The sequence below is a fragment of the Kitasatospora sp. NPDC036993 genome, assembly GCF_055607525.1.
This window is the reverse complement of record NZ_JBVJRP010000002.1, coordinates 525906-544049: the sequence shown is the minus strand read 5'-3', so window position 1 is coordinate 544049 and position 18144 is coordinate 525906. Positions and strand designations below refer to the sequence as shown.

Here is an 18144-nt window from a genome sequence, read left to right as displayed (position 1 = left end):
CGGAACGATGGCGTCATGGCGAGGACACGGGAACCGCAGAGCGCAATCGTCAACCGACTGCTGAAGGGTGAGGCCACCAGGGACGACAGCACGACCGCCCAGACGAACTTCCTGCTGTGGCTGCGGCAGGAGTGGGGCGGGGACGGGGACCAGGCGCTGGCGGCCTGCGCGGACCGGCTGGCCGAGGCCGGGGGCGAGGAGTGGCGGGCACTGTCGGAGCGCGATCTGTCCGCCCACGTCTGGCTGTTCAGCTTCTCCTGCCCGAGCCGGGACGACCTGGCGGGCCAGGCGCGGAACTGGGTGGCGGCGGTCCTGGCCAACGGCGGGGCGCCCGCGATCGCACGGCTGGTCAGGCACCTGCGCGGGCAGCCGGAGTGACCGGTGCGGCTGGCTCCGGCAGGGGCACGCCCGGGTCGAGCAGGTCGGTGAGCCGCCGCGCCGAGGCCTCCCAGGTCCAGTGCTCCTCCGCCCAGCGCCGCCCCGCCGCGCCCATCCGGGCGCGCTCGGCGGGCGGGGCGAGCAGGATGCGGGTCAGGGCCGCGGCCACCTCGGCGGGGGCGCGGCCGTCGACGACCGTGCCGGTGACGCCGTCGAGGACGGTGTCCGGGGCGCCGCCGGAGCGGCCGGCCACCACCGGGAGGCCCGCTGCGGCCGCCTCCAGGAAGACGATGCCGAGACCCTCGGCCTCCAGACCGAGCCGCCGGGTGCGGCAGGGCATCGCGAAGACGTCCGCCCCGGCGTAGTGGACGGCCGTCCCGGCGTGGTCGAGGCCGCCGGTGAACACCACGCTGCCCGGCTCGGCGGACCGGCGGGCCAGGCCCCGCAGCCGGTCCTCGTCCGGGCCCCGGCCGACCAGCACCAGGGTGGTCCCCGGCACGGCCCGGCGGATCGCGGGCAGGGCGCGGATCAGCACGTCCTGGCCCTTGCGCGGGACCAGCCGCGCCACGCACAGGACCACCGGTGCGGCGGACGGCGCCCCGGTGGGGGCGGGGTCCCCGCCGCCGGCCGGCCGGAAGAGCGCCGGGTCGACGCCGGGTACCAGCCGCGCCAGCCTGGCGCCGGGCCCCAGCGCGGGGGCGATCCTGGCGCGGGTGTACTCGCCGAGAAAGGTGACCACGTCCGTACCGCGCCCGATCCGGCGCAGCAGGCCGCGGGCGCCGGGGGTGCGGGCCCACCAGATCTCGTGGCCGTGCGTGGTGGCGACGGTGCGCCGGATGCCCGGCGCCAGCCGCCGCAGACCGGGCGCCATCGCGGCGAGCGGCGCGGCGGCGCCGAACCAGACCCGGTCGCAGCCGTGCGCGCGGGCTATTCCGGCGGCCCTGCGGGTGGCGCGCGGGGTGGGCAGCAGGGTGCGGGAGCGGTCGCGGATCACCGGGTAGGGGAGAGCGGCATCGTGGCGCTCGGCGCCGGGCTCGGCCGAGGTGTAGACCACGACGTCGTCGCCGGGGACGCGGTCGGCCATGGCCCGGACGAAGGTTTCGATGCCGCCCTGACGCGGCGGGAAGTCGTTGGTGACGACGAGGGTGGTGCCCATGGCAGGCCTTTCGGAGCGGTGAGGGAGCGGGAGAGCAGGACGAGGACGAGCGGCAGCGCGAGGTAGCCGAACCGTCCGGCGGGCGCCAGCAGGAAGGCCGCCGCCAGCCCGAGGGCCAGCCGGTGCGCCGCGGCGGCCGCGGTGCGGGGCGGGCGGGTGAGCAGCGAGGCCCCGACGGCGAGCCCGGCGAGCAGCAGCAGGGCGACGGCGGCGTACCAGCCGGCCGGGCCGAGGCCGGCGAGCAGCCGTCCGGGCAGCGGGCTGGCGGCCGGGGTCGGCAGCGGGCCGCGCCCGGTGGGGAAGGCGAACACCTGCTCCACCAGCGGCCCCGGTGCCCGCAGCGCCACCGGCAGCACCGCGAGAGTCGCCGCCCCCACCGCGACGGCCGTCCCGCGCAGTGCCGCGCGTCGTCCGGCGCCGACCGCGAGCAGGGCGGCGAGCACGGCGAGCGCGGGCCAGGCCGTCCACTTCATCGCGCAGGCGGCGGCCAGTGCCGACCCGGCCGCCACCGGCCGCCGTTCGGCGGCGCGGACCAGGGCGAGCCAGAGGAGTCCGGTGAGCGGCAGGTCCACCCCGCTGACGCAGAGCGGCAGCGCCACCACCGGTGAGACGGTGAGCGCGGCGGCGCCGAGCCTGCGCCCGGCGGGGACCGTCCGCAGCACGCAGACCAGGAACACCGCCGCGCACCAGAGCCGGGCGTCGCCGAGCGGCGAGGAGCCGAGCAGCGCCCTGGGCAGACCGAGCAGGGCCAGCCCGGGCAGGTAGGGGGAGTACTGGGCGACGGTCTGCGGGTCGGCCAGGTACGGCGTGCCGGTGTGCAGCAGCAGCGACCCGGAACGCTCGATCACCCCGACCTCGCTCTGCCCCCGCCCGTCCAGGACCAGGACGAGCAGCGGCACCAGCACCGCCCCGACGGCCGCGACGGCCACCGACACCTCGCGCCCGCGCCGCCGCTGCACCACCACGGCGAGCGCCGCCGCCAGGTACCCGACGGCCGCGCAGAGCCCCCAACTCCGGTGCGGCCCGAGCCCGGACACCACCGGAAACGCCCCCGCCCATCCCGCCGCCACCAGCCACCCGCCGCACCACCAGTACGTCCGCTTCGTCACCCCTCCATTGCATCGGCGCAGCTCAGCGGGGTCATCACGGCCAGGTCGAGTCCTGTGGTCGGGTTTCCCCCACCACCGGCCCGCCCACGACACCCCGGGTGCCCGCGCTGACGTTCGGTGGCCGTCGGGCTACTGATGGTCCGTGCCCGGCCGCTATCCTCGGCGTGTGCGGAGGTCGTGGGGTGCGGCGGTGGAGCGGGCGCAGGACCGGCTGGCGGCGGGGCCGCGGCTGCGGGCGGTCGGGCCGGGGGAGGAACGGCGGTTCGCGCTCTGGGACTTGGCGTCCCTGGTGGAGGGCGAGCTGGGCGAGCGGGTGGACCCGGACGGGCTGGCGCCGCGGGCGGAGCGCGGGTGGCGGGAGCGGCTGGGGGAGAGCGGGCGGGAGTGGCCGGGCGGAGAGCTGTACCGCCGGCGCTACTGGATCCTGGACGGTGCCGACACCGACACCGACACCGGCGCCGACGCCAGTGCGGACGCGGTCGTGGGCACCGTCGCGGTGGACAACTGGACCAAGGGCCCGAGCCAACTGGCCGTCTCCTCCCTCTACGTGACCCCGGCCGCGCGCGGGCGCGGGCTCGCGGCTTCCGCGCTGGACGAGGTGTACGCGGCGGCCACCGCCGAGGGCCTGCCGGGGTTCCGGCTGGAGGCGCACTGGGCCTGGCAGCCGGCGGTCCGCTACTACCTGCGCCGGGGCCTGTGGGTGGTGGGCTGGAAGCGCTCGCTGTCCTTCGCCCGGATGCCCCGACTCCCCGTGCACCGGGTGCGGGAGGAGGACGGGCGGCTGCTCCTGCTGGTCGCCGACCGGCTGCGCGGCTGGGTGCCGATACTGGCCGCCGGGCAGGAGGGCCGCTGGCTGCGGCTGGACGAGACGGCGGACTACCGGGGCTGCGACGGCTGGGTGCACGAGTACGCCCGCTCCACGCTGGCCCTCTGCCTGGCGCTGGCCGGACGGCCGCTGGTGCGCGGCCCGCAGTGGTGGGCGGAGGCGTGGCGCTGGTCGGACGCCGGGGAGCCGGAGGGCCTGGCCCGTCGGATCGAGGAGTTCGAGCGGGTGGCCAGGGCGGCGGGCCGTCCGGTGGTGAGCCCGTACCGCCCGGTGCCGCTGCCGGAGCCCGCCCCGCCGCCGTCCCCGCAGCTGGCAGACTCGGGGGATGGCTGAGATCGAGATCGACGGCGCCCCCGCCGACCCGGCGCGGCTGGCCGCCCTGGGGCTGCTCAACTACGGGCACTTCACCACGCTGCGCGCCGAGGCGGGCCGGGTGCGCGGCCTGTCGCTGCACCTGGACCGGCTGGTCAGGGACTGCCGGGTGCTGTTCGGTACCGCCCTGGACCGGGCGGCGGTGCGCGAGCGGATCGGCGCGGTACTGCCCGCCGACGGCGCGCCGGTGATCGTCCGGGTCACGGTGTACGACCCGGCGCTCGGCCTGGAGCGCCCCGCCGCCCCCGCCGCGCCCGCCCTGCTGGTGACCACCCGCCCGGCCGCGACGGCCGCACCCGCCCCGCTGCGGGTGCGCACCACGGCGTACCGGCGGGAGCTGCCCGAGGTGAAGCACGTCGGCCTGTTCGGCCTGGTCCACCAGCGCAGGCTGGCCCAACTCGCGGGCTACGACGACGTGTTGCTGGTCGACGACGCCGGCCTGGTGGTCGAGGGCGCGACCTGGAACGTCGGCTTCCTGGCCGAGGACAAGCTGGTCTGGCCGGAGGGCCCGAGCCTGCCCGGCGTCACCGAGGCGCTGCTGTCCGCCGCGTACCGGGGGCCGCAGTCCCGCGAACGGCTGCCCGCGGCCGGGCTGGACCGCTTCACCGCCGCGTTCGCGGTGAACGCGGGCGTCGGGGTGCGCCCGCTGGCGGCCGTCGACGGTACGGCCTTCGACCCCGCGCACCCGGCGCTCGCCGGGCTGCGGGCCGCCTACCTGGGGGTCTCCGCCGAGGAGGTGGGGGGATAACCCCACCACCGGTCCGCCGGTGACCTGCATGGTTCGCGCGTCCCGTCCTCCCTAGGTTGGAGGACGTTGACGACGAGCGACGCAGAACCGAAGGAAGGCCCCTCCATGGCACGCCGCCAAGACCGCCGCAGGACCGACGAGCGCGGGACGGACCCGTACGCCGGAGCCCCGTACGGCCCTGACGGGTACGGCCACGGCACCTCCTCCTCCACCGGCTTCCCCTCCACGGGCACCCCGCACCAGGCCCCCGCGATCGAGCTGCGCGGGGTGCGCCGCACCTACGGGCGCGGCGAGGCGACGGTGCAGGCACTGCGCGGCGTCGACCTGGCGCTCGCCCACGGCAGCTTCACCGCCGTGATGGGCCCGTCCGGTTCCGGCAAGTCCACCTTCCTCCAGTGCGCGGCGGGCCTGGACCGCCCGGACCAGGGGCAGGTCCGGCTCGGCGGCGAGGACATCTCCACACTGAGCGAGGACCGGCTCACCAAGCTGCGCCGCAGCCGGATCGGCTTCGTCTTCCAGTCCTTCAACCTGCTGCCCTCGCTGAGCGTCGAGCAGAACGTGCTGCTCCCGCAGCGCCTCGCCGGGGAGCGCCAGGACCGCGCCAGGGCACGGGAACTGCTCGCCCGGGTCGGCCTGGGCGAGCACGCCAGGCGGCGTCCCGGCCAGCTGTCCGGCGGCCAGCAGCAGCGGGTGGCGATCGCCCGCGCGCTGATCACCCGCCCGGACGTGGTGTTCGCCGACGAGCCGACCGGCGCGCTGGACACCCGCACCGCGCACGAGGTGCTGGGCCTGCTGCGGCAGGCCGTGGACTCGATGGGCGCGACCGTGGTGATGGTGACCCACGACCCGGTGGCGGCCTCCTTCGCCGACCGGGTGCTGTTCCTGGCCGGCGGCGCGATCGTGGACGACCTGCCGCACCCGAGCCCGCAGGCCGTCGCGGACCGGATGGTCGCGCTCACCGCCCGCCCGGTGGGAGTGGCGGCGTGACGAACGGACTCGCGCGCGCCTCGGTGCGCTTCCGCCCCGCGTCCTTCGTGGGCACCCTGGTCGCCCTGCTGCTGGGCGCCGCCGTGGTGGTGGCCTGCGGCACGCTGCTCCAGACCGGCCTGACCGCGAGCCTGGAGACCGACCGCTACGCCGCCGCCCCGGTGGTGGTCGCGGCCGACCAGGCGGTGAAGATCGAGCGCAAGGTCGGCGAGGGCACCGAGACCCAGGAGCAGGCCACCCCGGAGCGGGCCCGGACGGACGCCGCACTGGTCGGCCGGCTGACCGCCCTGCCCGGCGTCGCGGCCGCCCGCCCCGACACCGCCTTCCCGCTGCCCGCCGCCGGCCAGGCGCCGGCCATGACCGGCCGGGGCTTCGCCGCGCTCGGCATCGCCGGTCCCGGCGACACACTGGTCGAGGGCCGCGCGCCCGGCGCGAACGAGGTGGTGCTGGACGCCGGCACGGCGCGCGCCGCCCACCTGGCGCCCGGCGCGAGCCTCGCGCTCACCGCACCCGGCGGCACCGCGACCTACCGGGTCTCCGGTCTGGCCGCCGCCCAGCAGGCCGGCCCCACCGCCTGGTTCGCCGACGCCACGGCCGACCGCCTCTCCGGCCACCCCGGCCGGATCGACGCCATCGCCGTACAGCCCCGCGAGGGCGTGCCCACGGCCCAGCTCGCCGCCCAGGTCCGCCAGGCCGTCGGCGGCGACGCCAGGACCTTCACCGGGGACGACCGGGGCTCCGTCGAGCACCCCGCCCTCGGCGGCGCCCGCAGCATGCTGACGGCCCTCGGCGGCACCTTCGGCGGCTACGCCACCATGACCGCGGTCTTCGTGGTGATGAGCACCGTCGCCCTCGCCACCGGCCAGCGGGCCCGCGAGTTCGCCCTGCTGCGCGCCGTCGGCGCCACCCCGCGCCAGATCCGCCGCACCATCGCCACCGAGGCGATGCTGGTCGCGCCGCTCGCCGCGGCGCTCGGCATCCTGCCCGGACTGGCCCTCGCCCACTGGTGGTTCGGCCAGCTGGTCGACCGCGGCGCCGTCCCCGCGGACGTCCGCCTCGACGTCGGTCCGGTCCCGATGCTCGCCGCCGTCCTCGTCTGCACCCTCGCCGCGCTGACCGCCGGCTTCCTGGCCGCCCGCCGGCCGTCCCGGATGCGCGCCGCCCAGGCGCTCGGCGAGGCCGCCGTCGAGGCGCCCCGCCCCGGCAGGGTGCGCACCGTCCTCGGCCTGCTCTTCGCCGTCGGCGGCACCGTGGCCGCCGGCCTCGCCAACGCCCTCGACGGCACCAAGGCCGCCCAGACCGCGCTCGGCGTGGTGATGTGCTTCATGATGGCCGTCGCCCTGCTCGGCCCCTGGCTGGCCGGGATCGCCGCGGTGGTGCTCGGCGCCCCGCTGCGGGCCGGCGGCGCGTCCGGCTCGCTGGCCGCCGACAACACCCGCGCCAACGCCCGCAGGCTGGCCTCGGCGATCACCCCGATCGTCCTGGTCACCGCCTTCTGCGGCACCCTGCTGATCCTCCAGAGCACCGTGAGCCACACCACCGGCGAGAACGTCAGGGCCGGCGTCACCGCCGACCACGTGATCGGCGCCACCGGCCCCGGCCTGCCGGCCGGGACCGCCGGGAAGGCCGCCGGGGTGCCCGGCGTGGCAGCCGCCGTCGGCGTGCTGCGCACCGGAGTGGTCTACGAGAACGGCGGCATGCTGGGCTCCGCCCCCGTGCTCGCCGTGGACGGCGACCCGGCCCGGCTGCCGAAGGTGCTCGACCTGGGCGTGCGCAGCGGTGCGCTCGCCGACCTCGGCCGCGCCCCCGACACCATCGCGCTGAGCGCCACCCTGGCCGACTCGCTCGGCGCGAAGGTCGGCGACCGGGTACCGCTCTGGCTCGGCGACGGCACCGCCGCGCGGCCCGCCGTGGTCGCGGTGTACGACCGCGGGCTCGGCGTCGGCCAGGCGCTGCTGCCGCGGGCCGCGGTGGCCGCGCACGTCACCGCCGGGTACGACAGCCAGGTGCTGGTCGCCACCGCGCCGGGCGCCGACCGTACGGCGGTGGCCGCCGGGCTGGGCGCGCTGCCCGGCGCCGCGGTGACCGACCGGGCCGGTTTCGTCGCCCAGTCCGACAAGGATCTGGAGCTCAGCGGCTGGGCCAACAGCGTGATGGCGGCCGTGCTCGGCGGGTTCGCCGCCGTCAGCGCCGCCAACACCCTGGTGATGACGGTGCTGGACCGGCGCCGCGAGGTCGCGCTGCTGCGGCTGGCCGGCACCACCCGGCGCCAGGTGCGCGGCATGGTGCGCTGGGAGGCGCTGCTGGTGGCCGCGACCGGGCTCGCGGTCGGCGCCGCGATCGCCGCGCTCACGCTGGTGCCGGTCGCCAGGGGCGTGGCCAACTCCGCCCCGTACGTCCCGCCGACGCTCGTCCTGCCGCTGGCCGCCGGAGCCGTGCTGCTCTGCCTCGGGGCGACCGGGCTGCCGGCCCGGGCCCTGCTGCGGACCCGGCCGGCGGCGCTGGGCGCGGCACGGCAGTAGCGGGCCGGGGGTGGAGGGCCGCCCGGTTCACCCGGACGGCGGAGTGCGGGAGGGCGTGCGGTGCGCCCTCCCCCACTCCTGTCCTAGCGTCGCCGGAAAGGACCCGCGACCCGCCGACGCCCGGAGCCGCCGCATGACCACCCCCGCCGAACGCCGCCGGCACGGCCGGGCCGCCCGGGAGCGGGTCTCCCGCTCCGCCCACGGCCGGTGGATCCCCGCGGCCGACCGGCCCGACCCGCTCGGCGTGCTGGAGCGGCAGGGCGAGGACCGGGTCGCCGGGCTGCTGCCGATCCGCCACGGGCGGATGGCGGACAGCCCGTTCGCCTACCTGCGCGGCGCCGCCGCCGTCCTGGCGGCCGACCTCGGCGCCCTGCCGAACACCGGCCTCACCGTCCAGCTCTGCGGCGACGCCCACCTGTTGAACTTCGGCGTGTACGCCTCGCCGGAGCGCGCGCTGCTCTTCGACGTCAACGACTTCGACGAGACCTTCCCCGGCCCCTTCGAGTGGGACGTCAAGCGGCTCGCCGCCAGCGTCGCCGTCGCCGCCAGGGACAACGGCCAGGACGAGCGGCAGGCGCGCAGGGCCGCGCTCGCCGCCGTCCAGGGGTACGCGGGCGCGATGCGGAAGCTGGCCGGCAGGGGCGAACTCGACGTCTGGTACGCCCGGGTGGACACCGCCGACCTGCCGGCGCTGCTGCGCAGGCCGAGGCAGCGCGAGCGGGCCGAGGCCGAGTTCGCGCACGCCCGGCGCCGCACCAGCCTCCAGGCCTTCGGCAAGCTCACCGAGGAACGGGACGGGCGGCGCCGGATCGTCAGCGAGCCGCCGCTGATCGAGCCGCTGAAGCGGACCGAACTGCGCGGCGTGGGCAAGGTGTTCAGCGACTACCGGTCGACCCTCGCGGAGGACCGCAGGGTCCTGCTGGACCGCTACCGCTTCGTGGACGCGGCGACCAAGGTGGTCGGTGTGGGCAGCGTCGGCACCCGCTGCTACATCGTGCTGCTGGAGGGCCAGGGCGGCCGCGACCCGCTGTTCCTCCAGCTCAAGGAGGCCGGCCGGTCGGTGCTGGAGGAACACCTGCCGCCGCTGCGGCCGGAGGCCGAGGTCACCGTCCACCACGGCGGCCGCCGGGTGGTCACCGGACAGCACCTGATGCAGGCCGCCAGCGACATCTTCCTCGGCTGGACCACGGGCCCCGCCGGGCGCCACTTCTACGGCCGCCAACTGCGTGACATGAAGGGCTCCACGGACATCTCCGACTTCCGGCCCGCCGGGCTGCGGGCCTACGCCGACCTCTGCGGCCGCACCCTCGCCCGCGCCCACGCCCGCACCGGCGACCGCCTGGCCATCGCCGGCTACCTCGGCGGCGCGGACACCTTCGCCGAGGCCGTCGCCGACTTCGCGCTGCGCTACGCGGACCGGACGGCGGCCGACCACGGCCGGCTGGTGGCGGCGGTCGCGGACGGGCGGGTGGCGGCGACGCGGGGGGTGTGAACCGGGGCCCACCGCGCCCGGCCCCGTACCCCCCGTTTCTTCCCGTACCGCCACCCGTGGCTCAGCCGACCCGCGGCCGCACCGTCGCCACCAGCAGCGCCGCCGCGACCAGCAGCCCGCCGGCGTAGAACGGCCCGAGGTCGCCGGCCGCCGTGCCGAGGGTGGCGGCGGCGAGCAACGGCCCCGCGGTGGCGCCGAGGTTGAGCGCGGCGGTCGCGTAGGCCCCCGCCAGAGTGGGGGCACCCGTCGCCTCGTACAGCACCCGGGTGATCAGCGTGCCGCCGACCGCGAAGGACACCGCACCCAGCAGGAACACCAGCGGCAGCAGCGCGGCCGGTACGCCCGCCAGGACGGCCAGGGCGGGCCAGCCCGCCAGCAGCAGCGGGCCGCCGACGGCGAGGACCAGGCCAGGGCGGCGGTCCGCGAGCCGCCCGGCGACGGTGACTCCGGCGAACGACCCGGTCCCGAACAGCACCAGCGCCACCGGTACCCACAGCTCACCGAGCCCGGCGGGGCCGGTCACCACGGGGGCGAGGAAGGTGAAGCCGCCGAAGGTCGCCGCGTTCACCAGCGCGGCGAGCAGCATCGCGCGGAGCAGGCCGGGGCGGCGCAGCTCGGCGACCTCCGCGCGCAGCGCCGGGGCGGGGCGCCCGCCGGCCGAAGTGGCGACGGGCGGAAGGCCCTTGGCGATGCCGGCGGCGGCGGGCAGGCAGAGCAGCGCGACGGCCCAGAACGCGGCGCGCCACCCGAACAGCGCGCCCAGCACCGCCCCGCCGGGGACACCGGCGACCGTCGCCACCGTCGTCCCGGACAGCAGCACGGCGAGTGCCCGCCCCTTGCGGTCCGCCGGGACGAGGGCGGCGGCGGTGGTCAGGGCCACCGCCAGGAACCCGGCGTTGGCGAGCGCGGCGACCACCCTGGTGGCGAGCAGCACCGGGAAGTTCCCGGTGAGGGCCCCGACGGCATGGGCCGCCGCGAAGACCAGGACGAACCCGAGCAGGCTGCCGCGCCCCGGCCGGTTGCGGGCGAGCGCGGCCGTCAGCGGCGCGCCGACGGCCATCCCGACCGCGAAGGCCGAGGTCAGCCCGCCGGCCGTACCGACGGTGACGCCGAGGTCGGCGGCGAGGCCGGGCAGCAGCCCGGCGAGCATGAACTCCGAGGTGCCCATGGCGAACACGGCCAGGGCGAGCAGATACAGCGGAAGGGGCATCGAGAGGCTCCGAGGAGGCGGTGGGAACGAGGACAGGACGTCTCGTCACCGCACGCTCAGCCCCCGGGCGGCGCGGGCGCGGCGCTCGCCCGGACCTCGGTGGTTCGGGGTCTCCGGGTTTCAGGGGGCTGACGGCGCGTGACCGAAAGCCCCCACCCTGGATGCCTCAGGGCTCGACATGCCCCGCAGGCTACCCGACCGTCCGCCGCCGGAGCATCCGGTTTTCCGGTGGCCCCGGAGCCCGTCGCGCCGGAGCGGGGCCTCCCGGATTCGTCCGGAGGAGCGGGCCGTCTAGGGTGCCCCGCAAGGGGGTTCGATGAATCGTGTGAGAATCGGCGGGATCCTGGCCGCCACCGCGCTGCTGCCGCTGACCGTGGTCAACCGCGGTCAGTCGGAGCGGGAGAGCAACACCTTCCAGGTCGGCCTGGAGACCGGGACGGGCCCCTCGGCCCGCCGCTGGTCGGTCCTGACGGTCCAGCAGCAGATCCCGGGAGATGGGGAGTTCGTCTCGGCGCGGTGGTCCGACGCCGACCACATCCGGATCACCACCGACGCGGGCTACCGCGTCTACACCGTCGACCCCGACAGCGGAGAGCCGGCCCTCGCCGAGAGCTCCGGCAGGGTGCGGCCCGCCTGGCGCCTGCGGTCGGTCCCGAAGCGGCACCGAGGCCCGCGCACTCACCGGAGTGCGTGGGCCCCTTCCGTTTACCGACTCCCTTGGGACAGATGGGGCCTGTGGTGCTCCTGAGGTTTCCGAGCGAGCAAAATCGGTCAATGCTTGTTCGTTTTTGACTCGTATCGGAAATTTTCAAACGGAGGCGCGGATTCCATGGCCGGACTGTGTAGATTTCCGATCGGTCCAGGTGGCCAAGTGACTCACCTGGCAACGAAGTTGATTCCACTGGAGAGCGGGCTTGTCCTCAGGGGCCCCGCGGGACCGCAGGGGAGGGTCTCCATGCCTGAGATCGACCTCGGCGTGGCGTCGGACGTGAAGAGCGGCGACGCCAACGGCCGCGTCAAGCTGACGCAGAACCGGGTCTACGACAGCTCACCCAAGAGGGACGTGCTGGTCAGCGGCCCGCAGAGCATCGAGCTGTCGATCAACACCAACCTGGAAGTGGACCACGCGAAGAACAAGTTCTACTTCACGACCCACTGGGGCGGCACGAAGAAGTTCGTCGCGATCCTGGACTCGGAGGGCAACCTGTACCTGGCGGGCGGCGTGACCCAGGAGCAGTGGGGCGGCCTGAAGTTCTAGGCGGGTGCGCCGCCCCGCGGCCCGGAGGCCCGCGCGCTCCGCGGAGTGTGCGGGCCTCCGCCGTTGCGGCCGTTGCGGCCGTTCGTCACCGGGTGCACCGGGCCTGAACTGCGCGATCGGCCGCCGGGATTGTCAGTGGTACGTGCAAGGGTGGCCCCATGCTGGCGATCGCGGTGCAGAGGAACGAGACGCGGCACCTGAGGGTGACCGCGGACGAACTGGCGGGGATGGTCCGGCGCATCGGCGCGCCGGACGACCGCTTCCTGGTCGTGGAGCGGATACCGGACCTGCCCGACGTGTACGTCCAGGTGTGGCACGCCGACGGCGAGGACTACACCCTGGAGCACCGCGACGGTTCGGGCGAGCGGCACTTCGAGGTGAGCCTGTCCGATCCCGAGCGGGTGGCCGAGGTCATGACGGGCTGGGCGCGCGGCGCGGTGGGCTGGGACGACGGCCTCGACTGGCAGCCGCTCGACCTGGGCCCGGCACCGGAGGCGGTGCCGGCGCTCGACCTGGACGCGGGCGAGTGCCGGGACGTGGAGGAGCGGCTGCGGCTGACTCTGGCCTGCGGCTACACCGACCGCGCCCGGCTCGCCGAACAGGCCGAGGAGCACCTGGTCTCCGGTGACCGCCGCCCGCTCTCGCGCCCCCAGGCCGAGCAACTCGCCGACCGGCTCTGGCTGGAGCGCGTCGGCGAGCAGACCGGCTGGGTCGGCGAGACCGATCCGGAGCGCCTCACCAGGGCCTTCGCCGCCCTGGAGGCCGCCGGCATCACGGCCCGGGAGGACTTCTCCTGCTGCCGCTCCTGCGGCGAGGCCGAGATCGGCGCCGCCGGAGCCTCCGGCGCCCGCGGCTTCGTCTACTTCCACTCCCAGTCCACCGAGTCCGCCGCCCTCGGCCGGGGCCTGTCCCTGCTGTACGGCGGCTTCGACGGCTCCCCGGAGACGACCGTCGCCGTCGGGCACGAGGTGGTCGCCGCCCTGGCGGCGGCCGGCCTGCCGACGGTCTGGAACGGTGCCCCGTCCCAGGCGATCAAGATACGCCCGCTGCTGTGGCGCCGCCGCCTCGGCGGGTGAGGGAGGCCTCCGGCGGACGGGCGGTCAGGTCCGGCGCGCCCAGCGCCAGTAGTCGGTGAGGCCGAGGCCGGCGGCCGTCAGGGCGCGTCCGAGGTGGTCCGTCGCCGTGGCCCGCCCGGTCGGGCCGGACCACGGCGTCACCTTCTCACGGCACGAGCACCCGCAGGGCGTCCTTCTCCACGGCGACCTCCACCGGGAGTGAGGTGATGAACTCCCCGTCGGCGTAGGCGGTGATGCCGGGTGACTCGATCCGCAGCGACTCGGTGCGCAGCGTGGTGACTTCGGGGTACCCCACGTGGGTGCCCTTGAAGAGGGTGGGGAAGAACCGGGCGATGCGCAGCCGGGGCATGGCGTCGACGAGGGTGAGGTCGAGCAGCCCGTCGTCGGGGAGGGCGGCGGGGCACATCAGCATGCCGCCGCCGTAGCTGCGGGTGTTGCCGACGGCGGCCAGGGTGAGGTCGCGTTCGATGACGGTGCCGTCGGCGAGGGTGATGCGGAAGGGCAGCGGGCGCAGGTTGGCGAACTCGGCCACGATGGCCAGGTTGTAGCGCATCCGGCCGCGCGGCCAGCGCAGCCGGTTGGCGCGGTCGCTGACCAGGGAGTCGAAGCCGGTGGCGAGGACGGAGCCGTACCGGCGGACGGTCCCGTCCGGGCCGGTGATCCGGCCGAGGTCGACGCCGCGGGTGCGGCCCGCGGCGATGACGTCGGCGGCGTCCTCGGGGGAGCCGAGCGGCAGGCCGTACTCGCGGGCGTGGTCGTTGCCGGTGCCGGCCGGTATCACGCCGAGCGGGACGGGGGTGCCGGCCAGTGCCTGGAGGGCGAGGTTGATCATGCCGTCGCCGCCGACCACGGCCACCGCGTCCATGCCGTCCGCCGCCGCCTCGCGGGCGAGGCGGACGGCGTCCTCGGGGGAGCGTCCGGCGTGCGGTTCGACCTGGACGCCGAGGGCCCGCAGCCGGGCGGTGGCCCGGCGGGCGGCGGGTTCGGCGTGGCCGATGCCCGCCGCCGGGTTGGTGAGAACGGCGACCCTGCGGACGGTTCTCACGCCGGTCACGGGATCAGCTTGCCGGGGTTGAGGATGCCCGCCGGGTCGAGTTCGGCCTTGACGGCGCGCAGGATGCGCACGCCCAGTTCGCCGACCTCCTCGGTCATCCAGGGCCGGTGGTCCGCGCCGACGGCGTGGTGGTGGCTGATGGTGCCGCCCGCGCCGAGGATGGCGTCCCCGGCGGCGCGCTTGGCGGCGCCCCAGCGGGTGAGCGGGTCCTCGCCGAGCGCGGCGACGACGGTGAAGTAGAGCGAGGCGCCGGTCGGGTAGACGTGCGAGATGTGGCAGAGCACGAGGGAGCCGGGCAGGGCCCCGGTCAGTGCCTCGGTGACGGCGGCCCGCAGGGCGGGCAGCCGGCTCCAGCCGGCCGCGGTCTCCAGGGTCTCGCACAGCGCGCCCGCGCTGAGCAGCGAGTCGCGCAGGTAGGGGGCGTTGAACCGGCCGTGCTCCCAGGCCAGGGCGGGGGCCTCGCCGAGCGAGGTGCCGCCGGCGGCGAGCAGGGTGTCCCGGGTGAGCCGCTGCCGGGCGGCGACCTGGGCGGCGCCGCCCTCGAAGACGGTGACGGCCAGGCAGCCGGTGACGGCGGGGGCGCCGCCGATCTGCTCGGTCATGGCCAGGTTGATCATGGTCTCGGCCTCGTCGGAGAGCCGGATCACGGTGGGGCCCGCTCCCTGCTGCTCGACGGTGCGCAGCGCGGCCGTGCCGGTGGCGAAGTCGGGGAAGCTCCACGCCTCGTACGCCTTGACGGCGGGCAGCGGGTGGACGCGCAGCCGGACGGCGGTGATCACGCCGAGGGTGCCCTCGGAGCCGAGGAACAGCTGGCGCAGGTCGGGGCCGGCGGCCGAGGCGGGGGCGCGGCCGAGGTCGAGCACCCCGGCGGGGGTGACGACGCGCAGCCCGCGCACCATCTCGTCGAAGCGCCCGTACCCGGCGGAGTCCTGGCCGGAGGAGCGGGTGGCCGCGAAGCCGCCGATGGTGGCGTAGCGGAAGCTCTGCGGGTAGTGGCCGAGTTCCCAGCCGCGTTCGGCGAGCAGCGCCTCCGCCGCCGGGCCGGTGAGGCCCGCGCCGAGGACGGCCTCGCCGGAGGTCTCGTCCAGGTCGTGCAGTCGGTCGAAGCGGCGCAGGTCGAGCGAGACGACGGCCTCGAACGGGCCGCGCTCCGGGTCGAGGCCGCCGACCACGCTGGTGCCGCCGCCGAACGGGACGACGGCGACGCGGCGTTCGGCGCACACCGCGAGGACGGCGGCGATCTCCTGCTCGGTGCCGGGCAGCACGACGGCGTCGGGCGCGTCCTGCGGTTCGCGGCTGCGGCGGCGCAGCAGGTCGGGGGTGGACTTGCCGCCGGCGCGGGGCAGCCGGTCGGCGTCGGCGGCGCTGACGTGCGCCTCGCCGACGGCGTCGGCCAGCGCCTTGAGGTCCTCGGCGGCGATCCGGGACGGGCGCAGCACGACCTCCTCGGCGCTCGGCCCGGGGGCGGCGTCCCCGGTGACGCCGAGGGCGGCGGCGAGCAGTCCCTTGATGTCGGCGGACAGCTCCTTGGCGAGCGCCGGGTCGCCCCAGGCGTCCCACTTCATCGGGGGGAGCGGAAGTGCGGCGCCGGCCGGTCCCGCTTGCGTCTCAGGTGCCATGCGTTACAGTTTCACACATCATGTCAAGTAGTAACGCCGAGCCTCAGACGCCAGGCCAGCCCCCGACATCGGGCCGGACCCCGACATCGGACCGGACCCAGGGGCCGGGCCGGCCACCCGGGGCCCGCAGCACCGACGACGCGATCCTGGACGCCGCCGCCGACCTGATCGTGCACCTCGGCGTGCGCCGCACCCAGCTGTCCGAGATCGCCCGCCGCGCCGGGGTCAGTCGCCCGACCGTCTACCGCCGCTGGCCGGACGTCCGGGCGGTGATCGGCGCCCTGCTCACCCGGGAGATCCTGGCCACCCTGGAGGGCACCGAGCTGGACGTCCGCGACCGGGAGACCTTCGTCGAGCGGGTGGTGGAGGTCGCCGTCCGGCTGCGCGACCACCCGGTGCTCGGCGCGCTGCTCCGCTCCGACGACTCCGACCTGCTGCTCCAGTACGTCGTCGAGCGGCTCGGCGCCAGCCAGCGCGGCCTGCTGGAGGCGCTGCGCTCCGGCATCGAACGGGGCCAGGAGCACGGCTCGGTCCGGGCCGGCGAGCCGCTCGAACTGGCCGCCATGGTCCTGCTGATCGCCCAGTCCACCGTCCAGTCGCACCGCATGGTCGCCTCCCTGCTGCCCGAGGCGGCCTGGCGGCGCGAACTGGCCAGAGCACTGAACGGATACCTCGCGCCGTGACCCCCACCGCAGGCCCGCACGCCGGCCCATACGCCGGAACCTCCCGACTCGACGCCGCCCGCCGCACGCTGGAGCTCGAAGCACTCGGCGACGACGCCCGGATCGACCTCCTGGTGATCGGAGGCGGCGTCACCGGCGCCGGGGTGGCCCTGGACGCCGCCTCGCGCGGTCTGCGCACGGTGCTCGTCGAGGCCCGCGACCTCGCCTTCGGGACGAGCCGCTGGAGCTCCAAGCTGGTGCACGGCGGCCTGCGCTACCTCGCCTCCGGGCGGATCAGGGTGGCCAGGGAGAGCGCGGTCGAGCGCGGCGTGCTGATGACCCGCACCGCCCCGCACCTGATCCGGGCGCTGCCCCAACTCGTACCGCTGCTCCCGGACCTGCTGCGCCCCGGCCAGGCCGCGCTGATCCGCACCGGCTTCCACGCCGGGGACGCACTGCGCCTGACGGCCGGCACCCCGGGCGCGCTGCTGCCCCGGGTGCGCCGGATCGACGCCGCCCGGACCCGCACGCTGGTCCCGGGCGTGCGGACGGACGGGCTGCGCGGCGCGCTGGTCGCCCACGACGGCCAACTCGTGGACGACGCCCGGCTGGTGGTCGCGCTGGCCAGGACCGCCGCGCAGTACGGCGCGAGCGTGCTGACCAGGGTGCGCGCGGAGCGGGTCACCGGCACCTCGGCCCGGCTGGTCGACACCCTGACCGGGCGGGAACTGGCCGTCCGGGCCGGCGCGGTGATCAACGCCACCGGCGTCTGGGCCGGCGAGGTGGAGTCCTCGATCAGACTCCGGCCCAGCCGGGGCACCCACCTGCTGGTGGACGCGGCGGCGCTCGGCGGCCCGACCGCCGCCCTCACCGTGCCGGTGCCCGGCTCCACCAGCAGGTTCGTCTTCGCGCTGCCGCAGCAGCTCGGCCGGGTGGCGATCGGACTGACCGACGAGGACGCCCCGGGCCCGGTCCCGGACGAGCCCCAGCCCACCGAGGCCGAGCTCACCTTCCTCCTCGACACCGTCAACGCCGCCCTCGCCACCGCGCTGACCAGGTCGGACGTGCGCGGCGCCTACGCCGGGCTGCGCCCGCTGATCGACACCGGGGACGGCAGCACCGCCGACATCTCGCGCGAGCACGCGGTGCTGGAGGGCCCGTCCGGGGTGATCACCGTGGTCGGCGGCAAGCTCACCACCTATCGCCGGATGGCCGAGGACGCGGTGGACACCGCCGTCCGGCTGCGCGGCCTGCCCGCCCGCGCCTGCTGGACGGCCAGGCTGCCGCTGATCGGCGCCCCCGGGCACCGGGACAGCCGCTCGCTCTCCGGGGCGGAGGTGCCGTCCTCGCTGTCGGCCCGCCACGGCGGCGCGGGCCACGAGGTGATCGCGGCAGGGGAGTTGACGCCGGTCGCGGAGGGCCTGGACGTGACCCGCGCCGAGATCGCCCACGCCGTCACCCACGAGGGCGCGCTGGACGCCGCCGACGTGCTGGACCGCCGGACCAGGATCGGGCTGGTCGCCGAGGACGCCGAGCGGGCCCGGCAGGCCGTCGAGGAGATCGTGGCGGAGCGCCTCGGGGAGCGCCTGACGGGCTGACGCGTCAGGACGCGGCGCGGGGGAAGGGGGCCAGGCCCGGATCGTAAGGTTTCGTGGCATTCATGGGCAAACCACCC

16 protein-coding genes are annotated in these 18144 nt (G+C 76.4%); 11 read left to right on the top strand and 5 right to left on the bottom strand.

Features of this window, described 5'->3' with window-relative positions; all coding sequences use genetic code 11:
• Positions 1-15 precede the first annotated feature (15 nt).
• Entirely contained in the window at positions 16-378 is a 363-nt protein-coding gene (locus ACZ7C5_RS05780; protein ID WP_401085075.1) for a hypothetical protein, read from the top strand.
• On the opposite strand, the gene ACZ7C5_RS05775 is transcribed toward ACZ7C5_RS05780, so the two are convergent.
• Both ACZ7C5_RS05775 and ACZ7C5_RS05770 read right to left on the bottom strand, forming a co-directional pair.
• Positions 350-1462, bottom strand: coding sequence for a glycosyltransferase family 4 protein (locus ACZ7C5_RS05775; RefSeq protein ID WP_401085072.1), 1113 nt, complete (start codon positions 1460-1462; stop codon positions 350-352). The genes ACZ7C5_RS05780 and ACZ7C5_RS05775 overlap by 29 nt on opposite strands.
• On the bottom strand, positions 1369-2643 hold the full coding sequence (locus ACZ7C5_RS05770; RefSeq protein ID WP_470322058.1) for a hypothetical protein: 1275 nt from the start codon (positions 2641-2643) through the stop codon (positions 1369-1371). Before ACZ7C5_RS05770 ends, ACZ7C5_RS05775 begins: the two co-directional genes overlap by 94 nt.
• Positions 2644-2809: 166 nt before the next feature.
• On the opposite strand from ACZ7C5_RS05770, the gene ACZ7C5_RS05765 reads away from it, so the two are divergent.
• The 5 genes from ACZ7C5_RS05765 (at position 2810) to ACZ7C5_RS05745 (ending at position 9590) form a co-directional block, all read left to right on the top strand.
• Entirely contained in the window at positions 2810-3802 is a 993-nt protein-coding gene (locus ACZ7C5_RS05765; RefSeq protein WP_470322057.1) for a GNAT family N-acetyltransferase, read from the top strand.
• The gene (locus tag ACZ7C5_RS05760; protein WP_401085064.1) at positions 3795-4589 is read left to right on the top strand and encodes an aminotransferase class IV; all 795 of its coding nucleotides are present in this window, start codon (positions 3795-3797) and stop codon (positions 4587-4589) included. Before ACZ7C5_RS05765 ends, ACZ7C5_RS05760 begins: the two co-directional genes overlap by 8 nt.
• Before the next feature lie 105 nt (positions 4590-4694).
• Positions 4695-5576 carry an ABC transporter ATP-binding protein gene (locus ACZ7C5_RS05755; RefSeq protein WP_401085061.1) on the top strand — a complete coding sequence of 294 codons (882 nt, stop codon included), beginning with the start codon at positions 4695-4697 and terminating at the stop codon, positions 5574-5576.
• Positions 5573-8098 carry an FtsX-like permease family protein gene (locus ACZ7C5_RS05750; protein WP_470322056.1) on the top strand — a complete coding sequence of 842 codons (2526 nt, stop codon included), beginning with the start codon at positions 5573-5575 and terminating at the stop codon, positions 8096-8098. Before ACZ7C5_RS05755 ends, ACZ7C5_RS05750 begins: the two co-directional genes overlap by 4 nt.
• A 133-nt stretch (positions 8099-8231) precedes the next feature.
• Positions 8232-9590 (top strand): DUF2252 domain-containing protein, encoded by a 1359-nt coding sequence (locus ACZ7C5_RS05745; protein WP_401085056.1) that lies wholly within the window; start codon positions 8232-8234, stop codon positions 9588-9590.
• A 61-nt stretch (positions 9591-9651) separates the two neighbouring features.
• Here the strand turns inward: ACZ7C5_RS05745 and ACZ7C5_RS05740 are convergent, their stop codons facing one another.
• Positions 9652-10800 carry a Cmx/CmrA family chloramphenicol efflux MFS transporter gene (locus tag ACZ7C5_RS05740; protein WP_470322055.1) on the bottom strand — a complete coding sequence of 383 codons (1149 nt, stop codon included), beginning with the start codon at positions 10798-10800 and terminating at the stop codon, positions 9652-9654.
• A 316-nt stretch (positions 10801-11116) separates the two neighbouring features.
• On the opposite strand from ACZ7C5_RS05740, the gene ACZ7C5_RS05735 reads away from it, so the two are divergent.
• From ACZ7C5_RS05735 to ACZ7C5_RS05725, 3 genes are all read left to right on the top strand, one after another.
• A complete protein-coding gene (locus tag ACZ7C5_RS05735) occupies positions 11117-11548 on the top strand; it encodes a hypothetical protein (RefSeq protein ID WP_401085050.1) in 432 nt (143 codons plus the stop codon).
• 207 nt (positions 11549-11755) lie between these two features.
• Complete coding sequence (locus ACZ7C5_RS05730; RefSeq protein ID WP_401085047.1) at positions 11756-12058, top strand: DUF6342 family protein; 303 nt, start codon at positions 11756-11758, stop codon at positions 12056-12058.
• A 158-nt stretch (positions 12059-12216) separates the two neighbouring features.
• Positions 12217-13134, top strand: a complete 918-nt coding sequence (locus tag ACZ7C5_RS05725; protein WP_470322054.1) for a DUF6891 domain-containing protein — start codon at positions 12217-12219, stop codon at positions 13132-13134.
• Between the two features lie 145 nt (positions 13135-13279).
• Here ACZ7C5_RS05725 and ACZ7C5_RS05720 read toward each other — a convergent pair whose 3' ends face one another.
• Both ACZ7C5_RS05720 and ACZ7C5_RS05715 read right to left on the bottom strand, forming a co-directional pair.
• Entirely contained in the window at positions 13280-14188 is a 909-nt protein-coding gene (locus tag ACZ7C5_RS05720) for a diacylglycerol kinase (protein ID WP_401085042.1), read from the bottom strand.
• Complete coding sequence (locus ACZ7C5_RS05715; RefSeq protein ID WP_470322053.1) at positions 14185-15753, bottom strand: FAD-binding oxidoreductase; 1569 nt, start codon at positions 15751-15753, stop codon at positions 14185-14187. Before ACZ7C5_RS05715 ends, ACZ7C5_RS05720 begins: the two co-directional genes overlap by 4 nt.
• 74 nt (positions 15754-15827) lie before the next feature.
• Here ACZ7C5_RS05715 and ACZ7C5_RS05710 point away from each other — a divergent pair, with 74 nt between their 5' ends.
• Positions 15828-16490: a TetR/AcrR family transcriptional regulator gene (locus ACZ7C5_RS05710; protein ID WP_470322052.1), complete on the top strand. Its 663-nt coding sequence runs from the start codon at positions 15828-15830 to the stop codon at positions 16488-16490.
• Positions 16487-18067: a glycerol-3-phosphate dehydrogenase/oxidase gene (locus ACZ7C5_RS05705; protein ID WP_470322051.1), complete on the top strand. Its 1581-nt coding sequence runs from the start codon at positions 16487-16489 to the stop codon at positions 18065-18067. Before ACZ7C5_RS05710 ends, ACZ7C5_RS05705 begins: the two co-directional genes overlap by 4 nt.
• The last annotated feature ends 77 nt before the right edge of the window (positions 18068-18144 follow it).

Excerpts from the sequence above, each read along its gene's own strand:
- ACZ7C5_RS05780 (WP_401085075.1), top strand. The coding sequence starts at position 16 with ATGGCGAGGACACGGGAACCGCAGAGCGCAATCGTCAACCGACTGCTG.
- ACZ7C5_RS05775 (WP_401085072.1), bottom strand. The coding sequence starts at position 1,462 with ATGGCCGACCGCGTCCCCGGCGACGACGTCGTGGTCTACACCTCGGCC.
- ACZ7C5_RS05760 (WP_401085064.1), top strand. The coding sequence starts at position 3,795 with ATGGCTGAGATCGAGATCGACGGCGCCCCCGCCGACCCGGCGCGGCTG.
- ACZ7C5_RS05755 (WP_401085061.1), top strand. The coding sequence starts at position 4,695 with ATGGCACGCCGCCAAGACCGCCGCAGGACCGACGAGCGCGGGACGGAC.
- ACZ7C5_RS05745 (WP_401085056.1), top strand. The coding sequence starts at position 8,232 with ATGACCACCCCCGCCGAACGCCGCCGGCACGGCCGGGCCGCCCGGGAG.
- ACZ7C5_RS05740 (WP_470322055.1), bottom strand. The coding sequence starts at position 10,800 with ATGCCCCTTCCGCTGTATCTGCTCGCCCTGGCCGTGTTCGCCATGGGC.
- ACZ7C5_RS05735 (WP_401085050.1), top strand. The coding sequence starts at position 11,117 with ATGAATCGTGTGAGAATCGGCGGGATCCTGGCCGCCACCGCGCTGCTG.
- ACZ7C5_RS05730 (WP_401085047.1), top strand. The coding sequence starts at position 11,756 with ATGCCTGAGATCGACCTCGGCGTGGCGTCGGACGTGAAGAGCGGCGAC.
- ACZ7C5_RS05725 (WP_470322054.1), top strand. The coding sequence starts at position 12,217 with ATGCTGGCGATCGCGGTGCAGAGGAACGAGACGCGGCACCTGAGGGTG.
- ACZ7C5_RS05715 (WP_470322053.1), bottom strand. The coding sequence starts at position 15,753 with ATGAAGTGGGACGCCTGGGGCGACCCGGCGCTCGCCAAGGAGCTGTCC.
- ACZ7C5_RS05710 (WP_470322052.1), top strand. The coding sequence starts at position 15,828 with ATGTCAAGTAGTAACGCCGAGCCTCAGACGCCAGGCCAGCCCCCGACA.